Annotated in this window: 12 protein-coding genes; 2 read left to right on the forward strand and 10 right to left on the reverse strand. The window is 47.8% G+C overall.

Features of this window, described 5'->3' with window-relative positions; translation table 11 throughout:
* Window positions 1-7 precede the first annotated feature (7 nt).
* From FO446_RS24655 to FO446_RS24685, 7 genes are all read right to left on the reverse strand, one after another.
* On the reverse strand, window positions 8-1,678 hold the full coding sequence (locus FO446_RS24655) for a glycerol-3-phosphate dehydrogenase/oxidase (RefSeq protein ID WP_237899360.1): 1,671 nt from the start codon (window positions 1,676-1,678) through the stop codon (window positions 8-10).
* Between the two features lie 147 nt (window positions 1,679-1,825).
* Complete coding sequence (glpK, locus tag FO446_RS24660) at window positions 1,826-3,325, reverse strand: glycerol kinase GlpK (protein WP_237899363.1); 1,500 nt, start codon at window positions 3,323-3,325, stop codon at window positions 1,826-1,828.
* A gap of 52 nt (window positions 3,326-3,377) precedes the next feature.
* The gene (locus FO446_RS24665; RefSeq protein ID WP_173609858.1) at window positions 3,378-4,208 is read right to left on the reverse strand and encodes an MIP/aquaporin family protein; all 831 of its coding nucleotides are present in this window, start codon (window positions 4,206-4,208) and stop codon (window positions 3,378-3,380) included.
* A 216-nt stretch (window positions 4,209-4,424) separates the two neighbouring features.
* On the reverse strand, window positions 4,425-4,847 hold the full coding sequence (locus FO446_RS24670; protein ID WP_173609857.1) for a YvaD family protein: 423 nt from the start codon (window positions 4,845-4,847) through the stop codon (window positions 4,425-4,427).
* The gene (locus FO446_RS24675; protein WP_048034755.1) at window positions 4,844-5,206 is read right to left on the reverse strand and encodes a DMT family transporter; all 363 of its coding nucleotides are present in this window, start codon (window positions 5,204-5,206) and stop codon (window positions 4,844-4,846) included. The genes FO446_RS24670 and FO446_RS24675 overlap by 4 nt, the downstream gene beginning before the upstream one ends.
* Entirely contained in the window at window positions 5,206-5,790 is a 585-nt protein-coding gene (locus FO446_RS24680; RefSeq protein ID WP_173609856.1) for a TetR/AcrR family transcriptional regulator, read from the reverse strand. The genes FO446_RS24675 and FO446_RS24680 overlap by 1 nt, the downstream gene beginning before the upstream one ends.
* A 90-nt stretch (window positions 5,791-5,880) precedes the next feature.
* Window positions 5,881-7,302 (reverse strand): MocR-like pyridoxine biosynthesis transcription factor PdxR, encoded by a 1,422-nt coding sequence (locus FO446_RS24685; protein ID WP_237899365.1) that lies wholly within the window; start codon window positions 7,300-7,302, stop codon window positions 5,881-5,883.
* Between the two features lie 117 nt (window positions 7,303-7,419).
* Between FO446_RS24685 and FO446_RS24690 the strand changes: the two genes are divergently transcribed.
* Both FO446_RS24690 and FO446_RS24695 read left to right on the forward strand, forming a co-directional pair.
* The gene (locus tag FO446_RS24690) at window positions 7,420-7,998 is read left to right on the forward strand and encodes a GNAT family N-acetyltransferase (RefSeq protein ID WP_237899367.1); all 579 of its coding nucleotides are present in this window, start codon (window positions 7,420-7,422) and stop codon (window positions 7,996-7,998) included.
* A 181-nt stretch (window positions 7,999-8,179) separates the two neighbouring features.
* A complete protein-coding gene (locus tag FO446_RS24695; RefSeq protein WP_232774042.1) occupies window positions 8,180-9,457 on the forward strand; it encodes an erythromycin esterase family protein in 1,278 nt (425 codons plus the stop codon).
* A gap of 73 nt (window positions 9,458-9,530) precedes the next feature.
* Here the strand turns inward: FO446_RS24695 and FO446_RS24700 are convergent, their stop codons facing one another.
* The 3 genes from FO446_RS24700 to FO446_RS24710 all read right to left on the reverse strand — a co-directional run bounded on the left by FO446_RS24700 (window position 9,531) and on the right by FO446_RS24710 (window position 10,768).
* The gene (locus FO446_RS24700; protein WP_173609852.1) at window positions 9,531-9,953 is read right to left on the reverse strand and encodes an SRPBCC family protein; all 423 of its coding nucleotides are present in this window, start codon (window positions 9,951-9,953) and stop codon (window positions 9,531-9,533) included.
* Window positions 9,950-10,279: an ArsR/SmtB family transcription factor gene (locus FO446_RS24705; RefSeq protein ID WP_237899369.1), complete on the reverse strand. Its 330-nt coding sequence runs from the start codon at window positions 10,277-10,279 to the stop codon at window positions 9,950-9,952. Before FO446_RS24705 ends, FO446_RS24700 begins: the two co-directional genes overlap by 4 nt.
* A gap of 66 nt (window positions 10,280-10,345) precedes the next feature.
* The gene (locus FO446_RS24710) at window positions 10,346-10,768 is read right to left on the reverse strand and encodes a DoxX family protein (protein ID WP_237899371.1); all 423 of its coding nucleotides are present in this window, start codon (window positions 10,766-10,768) and stop codon (window positions 10,346-10,348) included.
* Between the last annotated feature and the right edge of the window lie 109 nt (window positions 10,769-10,877).

Genomic DNA, 10,877 nt, shown 5'->3' on the forward strand with positions numbered 1-10,877 from the left:
ATCACCCCTATTGAAATGTTTTCGCAAGATGATATTCCTCTTCAAACGCTTTTATTTCATGTTCTTTTCTCTCATCCGACCATTGCAGCTCATGAGCGAGCTCTTCTCCAACCATTCGATACACAGGCTCCAGTGTATCCCTCTCGAAGAATAGTCTGCCACTGCGACGAATCAGAAAATCGCTCATGGTCATAACCATTTCTTCCTCTACAGCGTAGCGCAGTTCTGCTTTCAACAGTGCTTCGATTGGAGACACATTTTGATCATTTTGTGTCAAAAGCTCCTGGCACATCGTTACGATTTGCTCACTGTTGCTTCCATATTTCCCAACCAGAACGCGGATTTGCTCCTCGGTGATTCCCCATTGGCTCAGCCGCTCTGCCTGTGCTTTCACAAATACAGGAATCTTGGCTGCTGAGTCAAATTTTCCGCCAGAGAGGACGATTTTGTCTGTCCGACAAGCTCCAAATGCTCTGCCCTCTTCTTCGGTCAACTGCTTGACCACTACATCGACAATGCGCTCGGCCATCTTGCGGAAGCCCGTCAATTTTCCACCTGCAATCGTAATCAGCCCGCTTTTGGAATAGAAGATCTCGTCCTTGCGTGACAGTTCGGATGGGGACTTGCCATCTTCATGGATCAGCGGTCTGAGCCCTGCCCAACTGGAGCTGACATCCTGTTCCGTCAGCTTCACAGAAGGGAACATCTCGTTCGCGGCATTCAATACATACTCCATGTCTTCTTTCGTCACCGTTGGCCGCTCCAGCACACCTTTGTAATTCGTGTCAGTTGTACCGATATACGTACTGTTATTGCGCGGAATGGCAAACAGCATGCGTCCATCGGATACATCGAAATAAACGGCCTGTTTCAGCGGCAACCTGTTATATGGCACGACCAGATGGACACCTTTTGTCAGGTGGAGGCGCTTGCCGTACAAGGAGTGGTCTTTTTCTCGAAGCTGATCCACCCAAGGACCTGCTGCGTTGACGATTTTTTTGGCATGGAGATTGTACTCCGCACCTGTAAGCAAATCCTTCGCGCGAATTCCGATGACCTTGCCGTTCTCATAAATAAAGCCAATGGCTTCAGTATAGTTCACACAGAGCGCTCCGTGCGAGCTTGCTGTTTTCATGACCTCAACGGTAAGTCTAGCATCATCTGTCCGATATTCGAAATAGAGCCCGCCGCCCTTGAGAATATCTCGGCGCAAAAGCGGTTCTGCCTCCACGGTTTTCTGCTTGTTCAGCATGATGCGTCGTTCTTTTCTTTCGACTCCAGCCAACACATCGTACACATATAAACCAATAGAGGTTGCCAACTTGCCATAGGTACCATTTTTCACGATTGGCAAAATCATTTTTTCCGGGATGACGATATGTGGCGCATTGCGATACAAAATAGCTCGCTCCCGGCCTACTTCCCGCACCAGCTGCACATCGCCCTGCTTCAAATAGCGCAATCCTCCATGAACGAGCTTGGTAGAGCGACTGCTGGTGCCCGCAGCGAAGTCCTGTTTTTCCACGAGTCCAACGCTAAGACCTCTCGAGGCTGCATCGAGGGCAATACCTGCTCCTGTCACCCCACCGCCAATTACCAAAAGATCGAGTTGCTTGTTTGCCATTTTATCCAGACAAGCCTGGCGTTGACTTGAAGATAATGCATGTTGATCGTTCATCGTTCTCCTCATCCTCTCTAAAAGAAAAAGACAGCCAATATCCAAAAGAAGCAATGCAATGTCATTGCCCTTCTGATACTGGCTGTCTCCGTAGTCTCCACAGCATGATTAACTTATCTCTAACTTTAGACCTCTTTTATGCAAAAATCAATGCCTAATCTTGTAACCCATCGTTGCCGTAACAGCTTGCTTCCAACCTGCGTACAGCTCTTGGCGCACTTCCTCTGCCATATCTGGTGAGAAGGAGCGCTCCACCACTTTGTTATTCACAATATCTTCTTTGCTGCCCCAATACCCGACGGCAAGCCCTGCCAGGTAAGCTGCTCCTAGTGCGGTCGTTTCATTGACACGCGGACGCTCTACCTCTGAATTCAGGATGTCGGACTGGAACTGCATCAAAAAGTTGTTTGCCACGGCTCCACCATCTACCGCCAGCTTTTGCAGCCGGATGCCGGAATCAGCCTCCATCGCTTCAAGCACATCCCGTGTCTGATAAGCCAAAGACTCCAGTGCTGCCCGAATCAAATGATCTTCCGTCGTTCCGCGGGTCAAGCCGAAGATCGCGCCTCTAGCTTCCATATCCCAATAAGGCGCTCCCAAGCCAACAAAGGCCGGAACCATATAAACACCATCTGTACTGTCAACAGCGATTGCGTGCTTTTCCGAATCCGATGATTTTTCGATCAGCTTGAGTCCGTCACGCAACCATTGAATCGCCGCACCAGCCACAAAAATACTGCCTTCCAGGGCGTACTCTACCTTGCCATCCACTCCCCAGGCAATGGTTGTCAACAACCCGTTTTTGGATGCAACTGCCTTTTCTCCGGTATTCATCAGCATGAAGCAACCTGTTCCGTATGTGTTTTTGGCCTGCCCTTCCGCAAAGCACGCCTGCCCAAACAGCGCAGCCTGCTGGTCTCCGGCAATCCCGGCAATCGGAATCTGGAATTCGAAAAGCTTCTCGTCTGTGTAGCCGTACATTTCGCTGGAAGGACGGACAGCTGGCAGCATGGCTTTCGGAATTTGCAGCATGCTCAACAGCTCGTCATCCCACTCTAGGGAATGAATATTAAACATCAACGTGCGTGAAGCATTGGAATAGTCGGTCACATGCACCAGACCATTGGTCAGCTTCCAAATCAGCCACGTATCAATGGTTCCAAACAAGAGGTCGCCTTTCTCGGCTCTTTCCCGTGCTCCCTCCACATGATCGAGCAGCCATTTTACCTTTGTGCCAGAAAAGTAAGCGTCTATCAACAGTCCTGTCTTTTCACGAACGGTTTGCTCATGACCTTGCTCTTTCAACTGGTTGCAAATATCGATGGACTGTCTGCTTTGCCATACAATCGCATTGTGGATGGGCTTTCCTGTGTGCTTATCCCATACCACGGTTGTTTCCCGCTGATTGGTAATCCCGATTCCTGCGATTTCTTCCGGTTTCACATGATTCTCCAGTAAAACCGCTTTCAAAACATCCAGCTGTGATTCCCAGATTTCCTCGGCATTGTGCTCTACCCAACCCGGCTTCGGATAGATTTGCGTGAATTCCTTCTGGGCAACGCCGATAATAGCACCTGATTTATCGAATAAAATAGCGCGAGAGCTCGTGGTTCCCTGATCGAGGGAAAGCATATATTTATTGTCCATGACAACTTCCTCCTTCACTCATTTGGAATCGCATTCATTCTTTCCTGTATGTCTAGGAACGCGCACTTTCGGATGCGATTCGCTCCTTGCTGCCGATTGATTTTTTGGTTGTCATGCCGACCACGATAGCAATCACCATGAAAGCCGCTAATGCTATTACACCTGTCAGCGAGTGGTCTGTAAACGTCCATTTGTAAAAAAATGCTCCACTTACAGCTCCAATGATAGGTCCAACAACAGGAATCCATGCATAGCGCCAGTTGGACTTTCCTTTGCCGTGGATGGGCAAGAGAGCATGGGCGAGACGAGGTCCTAAGTCACGGGCCGGATTAATCGCATAACCAGTAGTACCGCCAAGAGACAAACCGATTGCAACAATCAGGAAACCAACAATAAACGGATTAAGTCCTTCTGCAAATTTATTCGCTCCGATCGCCAGTAGACCGAGCACCAAGAAAAACGTACCTAAAATTTCGCTGAAGAGATTTGCGACTGTATTGGGAATCGCGGGACCTGTTGCAAATATCCCCAGTTTGGCTCCTGCATCATCCGTCTCACGCCAATGCGGGTAATAAAAGATCCAGACGAATGTCGCTCCCATAAACGCCCCAATCAGTTGAGCCGCTATATAGCCTGGCACTTGCTCCCACGGAAATTGACCGATGCTAGCCAGTGCAATGGTAAGTGCCGGGTTCAGATGCGCTCCGCTAATGCTTCCTACTGCATAAGCTCCGCAAGCAACTGCCAGCCCCCAACCTAGCGTAATCACAATCCAACCGCCGTTTTGGGAATACGCCTTTTTCAAGTTCTGTCCGGCGCAAACACCTGCCCCCAAAATGATCAAGATCATTGTCCCGATCAGTTCCCCTACATAAATGGACATGCCCCATCCTCCCCCTTTTTGGAAAAATTGTAAACCGACTTCCGTAAAGCGCTTACAATTCGCCAACTCCTTTGTGGTTTGACTGGAGAGAAAATAAAAAAGCTAATACCCGCAACCCAAGAGCGAATGCTCTCATTTTGCAAATATTAGCTGATCTCCCAATCTCCACAGCGCTATTAACTTAAGACCTACTATATAGCCACGGCTTAAAATTTGTCAAGAATTCCTTTCCTTCACTTTTGCCAGTTCTCGCATCAAGCTCGGCAAAAAGAATAATGGGTAAATCAACAGGTACAGGTTCGGAATCCACCAGGACCAATCAAAATCTGCCTTGAACGCCCAAAAAGCGATTGCCTGCAAACCCGAACAGGACGTCAAAACGAGTGACAGCATGGCGAGCGGCTTCCAGATGTGCCGCCCTCTGCGATAAGCATACAGACTGGCAAAGCCCGTGATGGAAATGAAAATATCCAATGGAAAAAAGGACAGGTTCCATGCGAGCAAATTGGGGTCGTAGTAATCCTGATACAAGTATTCTACAGGGAGAAGCTCCAAAAATGTAATGAACCAGTACACGACAAAAGCCACATCGGTGACCCAGAAGAACACTAGCATTGTCCTTACATTTTTCTCACTCATTTCGCCTCTGCTACTCCTGTATCTTTAGAAGATTGTGCGTGAGAGCTGTCCCCCAGATTCAACAGCACACAGCCCACGATGATCAGTCCGACAGCAATTACTTTTTTGACAGTGAAGGCATCCTTGAAGATCACCACACCAATAACCGCAATGATCGCCGTGCCGAGACCTGACCAGATAGCATAGGCAGTCCCGACCTCCATTTCCTTGAGCGCCAAGCTCAGCGACGAGAAGCACAAAATATAAAAGATAAACATCATCACACTAGGGACAGGCTTGCTCAGTCCGTCAGACAGCTTCATCGATGTTGTTCCAGCCACCTCTAGTAAAATAGCCATTAATAGATAAACCCAACTCATTATGTTCCTCCTGCTTCCTTGTTTGAAGATGAAGAATCTACGATACCGCCTAGTAAAATGTCGATGACCGCATCCAGTGCATCGCCAATCGTCATATGATGCTGGTTCGCTAACTGTTGATCAATCAGTTGGTTGAGCGTCCCGGTATACATCTGAATCAAGATCGGGAGCCGGATACGACGAAACACGCCCTCCTCTACGCCTTGCTCCAGAATGATCCGAACATGCTCCCACTCCTGTTGATTGAACTCGTCGATCAGCTTCCATTGCTCGGGATAGTAGCGCTTCAGCTCGTACCACACGCGCAGGTCGGTTCGCGAGAAGTTGTTCGGAACCAGAGCCAGGAGCTGTCGCATTTTTTCTACCAAATCGAGGTCAGGATCATGCAAAATCCGATCTTCTGCTTTACGCAAATCCTCGATGTTTTCTTCAATGACTTTAGTGATCAAGGCTTCTTTGGATGGAAAGCTCGTATATAACGTCTTGGTGCTAACACCTGCGCGCCGAGCTAAATCGGACATAGTGAAACGGACGCCCTTGGTCTCAATCTCATGATAAGCGCATTGGAGGATTCGCTCCTGCATGTTCTTATCCCCTTTCGAAAACAAGGAAAATATTTTGTTTTTCATATTTTCCAAAACGTACTTTTAGCATAACGGTGTACGCTTGCCTTGTCAACAACCGTCAAACCACGCTTGGCTCAGTACCTTAATACCGGGATCGATTTTTTCCAATGGAATGCCCGCGAAGCCGAGGAAAAACTCTTTTGGCAGGGGATTGGGTGGTACCAGCCATGTAAACGATGCCGACGAGGCTCTCACGCCTGCCTGAATCGCCAGCTTTTTCAACTCCTCTTCGCTTCGCTCGCTGTGTACCCGCAACAGGACATGAAAGCCCGCATCAGCTCCGATGACTGTCGCTCTTTCGCCAAAATGCTTGTGCACAGCCAGCAGCAGCGCATCATGCTTTTTGCGGTACAGCTTGCGCATTTTGCGAACATGCTTTTCGAAATATCCTTTTTCCATAAAAGCTTCCATCGTCCGCTGATGCAGACGGGATGAGGATGGTTCCAGCAGTGTCTCGCGCAGCAGGCTATAGTACGTATCCAGCAGAGATTCTGGCAAGACCATGTACCAAATGCCCATCGCTGGCGCCAACACCTGCGCAAAGCTTCCCATATAAATAACACTCGCATCTGGGAGCAAGCCTTGCATGGACGGAATCGGTCTGCCATGGTAACGAAACTCTCCGTCGTAATCGTCTTCGATGATGTACCCTCCCACACTTTTGGCCCATTCGAGCAATTGCAGTCGCTTGGATATAGGCATGATCATCCCACGTGGGTATTGATGAGCAGAAGAAACGGCAGCCAACCGAACCTCTGACTCATAAAGGTCACTGACGTTAATTCCGTCCTCTGCAAGTGAGATCGGCACCACGTCGTAGCCGTGCTGGCGAAACGTATTGGCAAACAGCAAATACCCCGGATTTTCTACACCGATGCGTTGGAACTGTGGCTTTACCATCAGACAGATCAGGGACAGCAAGCCAAACTGGTCCGCCCCAATCACCACTTGATTCGGTGAACAAGCGACACCCCGATACCTGCGCAAGTAGTCGGCGATTTGGCTCCTGAGTCCAGCCTCGCCTTGTGGGTCTCCATAAAAAAGATTCTCCTGCTGCTCTATGTGAAGTGTCTCATTGTACAAACGCCGCCAAATCAAGGTTGGAAATAACGAAAAATCATTGCGGGAGAGATGAAAGTCATAGACGTATTCCCGCTCGTCACGCAGTATAGGCCGCTGGACGGCTTGAATGCTCGCACCAGCACCCGGCTTCACCTCAGGATCAGGCAATTTCTCCACATAGTACCCACTGCGCGGTTTGCTTTGGATAAAACCTTCCGCCAGTAGCTGCTGGTATGCCATTTCAACAGGTGTTGTGCTTAAGCCCAGCAGGTCAGCCAGCTTGCGAACGGACGGCAGCTTGCTACTCACCGCCAAGCGTCCTGCGACGATCTCCTTTTTCAAATAAGCATAAAGCTGTACGTATTGCGGCTCGTTGTCGCTTTCCTGCCAGTTTGGGGTCAAGAGCATCTCGATTTCCCCCTCCATCTGTCCTTTTCATTTTTACAAAACTGCATATTTCCAAGTATACACTTGCTCGTTATCCTAAGAAAAAGAAGTTTTGAACGAACAGGGAGGACACCGACTATGTCTATGTCACGACAAGAAAATACAAATGCAGCGATTCGCTTTTTGGAAGGAGAACGCGTCTTTTTGCGACCGATTGGCACAGAAGATACCGAATTATACTTCCGCTCCTTGTTCAACAAGGAAACGCGTATGCTGACCGGTACCCAAAAGCATTTCACGCGTGAGCAAATCCACCAGTACATCGCAAACAAAGGCCAGGACTCTTCCAGTGTCCTCTTATTGATCTGCCTGCGTGAAAATGATCAGGTGATTGGCGACGTCCAAATTGGCGATATCGATCCGAATAATCGCAACGCTTTTATCCGAATTTCTATTGATCAGAGTGCCTATCAAGGAAAAGGCTACGGAAGTGAAGCCCTTTTGCTGATGCTCGATTATGGTTTTGGCATCCTCAATCTGCACCGCATCGAGCTAAATGTATTCGCCTTTAACGAACGCGCCATCCATACGTATGAAAAGCTCGGCTTCCAGCGGGAAGGCGTACAGCGACAAGCGCTTTATTACAACCATGCCTATCACGACTCCATTCTCATGTCCATGCTGGCAGATGAGTATCGGGCGAAGTATTTGAAATAGCAATTGAAAAACGCACCGGGGGATACCGATAATCCAACCCAGGTGCGTTTTTACATTTCGGCTTGGTCTCCACAGAAAAGGATTCACTGTAGGTAAATATGGCCAGGAAGGAGTATAATTATTTAAATGGTAAGAAAATCCACCCGTATCCCAGTAATCCCTTCAAGAAAGAGAGATTGATATGAAAAGAAAACTCCTGGTCGCCCTAGGCTTGTCCATCGTGCTGAGTGTATTGACGGGTTTCCAATCTGCATCAGCCAACACCTTGCAACAGTCTTTACAATCTACGCTTGTCCCTGTTTCAAAAATGGAGCTTCCTGCAAAAACCATCATCGGGTTTGGAGAAGCTACGCATGGCAACAAGCAATTCACTACGCTGAAGCTAGATATTTTTAAGCATTTGGTAGAAAAACAAGGTTATCGCGTATTTGCCATTGAAGGTGATTTTGGCGGTGGGCAAAAGGTCAATGAATACATTTTAGGCGGAAGCGGAACTGCACAGGATGCCGCAAAAGCCATCGGATTTACGATTTACCATACAGAAGAAATGGCCGCCCTTCTCTCTTGGATGCGCACCTTTAATGACCAACGGGATGCCAAAGATCAAATTCATTTTTATGGCTTTGACATGCAACGCTATCACCATAACAAAAGCGGGCTATTCTCCTATTTGAAAAAAGTTGATCCGACACTCGCCACCAAGTACGAGAAGCTGCTTACGAATCTGAATGATCAGACGGTGTATGATCAAAAGATCGCCCTCGTACAGGAAGCGCTCACTCACATAAAAAGCTTGATGGAGCAGATGAAACAAAACCAATCTGTTTACATCGCGAAAAGCTCTACGAAAGAATATGAGCTGGCTACTGCCTTCGCAGAATCCATCAAGCAAAACGCCACATTGCGCGGAACAAACACGAACTATGGCAACACCCGTGATCGCTATATGGCGGACAAAGCAATGTGGATTTTATCCTTTGAAAAGAAACATTACGGTCGCAATAACATGTTCATCGCCGGACATAATGGACACATTGAAAAGACCTCCACTACCGCAGGAATGACAACCTGCATGGGGGCACATCTCGCAAAAGCCATGGGGGACCACTATTACGCAATCGGAAGTGAATTCTACGAAAGCACCTTCCTTGCAAAGGACACCACTACCAATGAGCGCAAAGCATTTACTGTAAAAAATAGTGGCAAAGATCGGCTGGCTGTTCTGTTTGCACAGACAAACATGGCGGATGGATTCCTTGATTTTGCCAAAGCAAAGCAGCATCAGGATTTTTACACCTATCTGAATAAAGCCCAGTCCATCAGTGCAATTGGTGATGTTTTTAGTGGATGGTACGGAAAAATGGAGAAGACGTATACGTTGCAGATGGTTCCAGCAAAAGCTTTTGATGCGATCATCTTCGTGCGAACGGCTACTCCTTCGGTTATGATAACGGATTAACGGGTGGAGATTTGCCTGGTTAAAAAATTACGGCAGCCAATGAAACTGGCTGCCTTTTATTGTGGGTATGCGATTATTGCTCCAATACCTTTTCAAGCTGACCGCACCAATTGCTCCATCCATACTTGGCTCCACCCAGTGCTTGAGCATTTGAGATTCCGGTTTGTTCGAGATGAAGGTTAACCTTTCCGTCCCCTAAATCCTGCAACGTCCAGGTGACCGTGTGCTTTTCTCCTCCACTGCACCACGTATAGGACAACCGGTGTGGTTCTTCCACGATAAGCACTTCGCCGTCAACAATTCCATCCCAATATTCGGTCGGCTGAGTGCGAAACTGAAAGTGATGTCCGATGACGGGCTTAAAATTATTTTCCATCGCCTGTCCGGTATGGATGTTAACCATCCACTTGGCAAGCTTGTTTGCATCGGTTAAAGCGGACCAGAGCTTCTCCATCGATGTCTTGTACTGAAAATCCAGGGATAATGTTAAACTCATTCTTCTTCCTCCTCTAAAAATTGGTTTAAGCGCAACATATTCGTATTCCAGAACTGGGTATAGAAAGCCAACCAATCTTGAATTTCTCTAAGTGGAGCGGCGTTTAGCCTAAATCGCGTTTCTCTGCCGACTTTTCGGTCAAGTACCAGTCCGGCCTCTTTCAGGATTGTCAAATGCTTGGATACCGCTGTACGCCCCATTTGAAACTGTGCCGTTAATTCATGAAGCGGCATCTCCTCTGCCTCTGCTAACAGGCGAATTAGTCTACGCCTGGTTGGATCTGCAATCGCATCAAACACATCCCGTAACGGGTTGTCCTCGCTCACAACACTCCCTCCAAAATCTGATTTTCTGTAGTATGGTGGGGACAGCCGTTAATTTCTGTAACCTCCCTAAAGTTTGCGGCTCATCGGACGTAGCGCCCACGACGCGATATTCAGCGTAGCGTATGAAAGCGGAAGGATCATGTAAAACCCGTACGCTCCATAATCGTTCGCCAGCGCATGAGATAAAGCCGCACCAGTCATTAAAAAGAAGATACCAGCGTGAACCCATTCTTTAAGCCGAGGAAAACCTGGGATGATGAGAGCAATGGCTCCAAGCACTTTCCAAATCCCGAGAATGGTCAAGATGTATAGCGGGTAACCAAGATTCGTCACTAACTCGATGTTTCCCCCAAATTTCATCAGCTGTCCAATACCACTTAGCATAACAGCTACTGCGAGTAGTAATGTGACTGACCAATAGGCAATCATTTTTCCTCGGGGATTGGTTTCTGCTTTCGCGATTGTTTCCACACCGTTACTTAGACCCATATGTTTCCCCCTCATAATGGTTTCAAATGAAACTTATTCAAATTCCAAACTTTCCAATGACTAATTCCTAATTGGACACCAAATAGTGTCACTTTGATAATACGACACC

Origin of the sequence: Brevibacillus brevis (assembly GCF_022026395.1) — a bacterium.
Classification (GTDB): domain Bacteria; phylum Bacillota; class Bacilli; order Brevibacillales; family Brevibacillaceae; genus Brevibacillus.

Coding starts and splice junctions, on each gene's coding strand:
- FO446_RS24685 (WP_237899365.1), bottom strand. CDS start 7,302: ATGCTCTTGACCCCAAACTGGCAGGAAAGCGACAACGAGCCGCAATAC.
- FO446_RS24695 (WP_232774042.1), top strand. CDS start 8,180: ATGAAAAGAAAACTCCTGGTCGCCCTAGGCTTGTCCATCGTGCTGAGT.
- FO446_RS24670 (WP_173609857.1), bottom strand. CDS start 4,847: ATGAGTGAGAAAAATGTAAGGACAATGCTAGTGTTCTTCTGGGTCACC.
- FO446_RS24680 (WP_173609856.1), bottom strand. CDS start 5,790: ATGCAGGAGCGAATCCTCCAATGCGCTTATCATGAGATTGAGACCAAG.
- FO446_RS24710 (WP_237899371.1), bottom strand. CDS start 10,768: ATGGGTCTAAGTAACGGTGTGGAAACAATCGCGAAAGCAGAAACCAAT.
- glpK (WP_237899363.1), bottom strand. CDS start 3,325: ATGGACAATAAATATATGCTTTCCCTCGATCAGGGAACCACGAGCTCT.
- FO446_RS24655 (WP_237899360.1), bottom strand. CDS start 1,678: ATGAACGATCAACATGCATTATCTTCAAGTCAACGCCAGGCTTGTCTG.
- FO446_RS24675 (WP_048034755.1), bottom strand. CDS start 5,206: ATGAGTTGGGTTTATCTATTAATGGCTATTTTACTAGAGGTGGCTGGA.
- FO446_RS24690 (WP_237899367.1), top strand. CDS start 7,420: ATGTCTATGTCACGACAAGAAAATACAAATGCAGCGATTCGCTTTTTG.
- FO446_RS24700 (WP_173609852.1), bottom strand. CDS start 9,953: ATGAGTTTAACATTATCCCTGGATTTTCAGTACAAGACATCGATGGAG.
- FO446_RS24665 (WP_173609858.1), bottom strand. CDS start 4,208: ATGTCCATTTATGTAGGGGAACTGATCGGGACAATGATCTTGATCATT.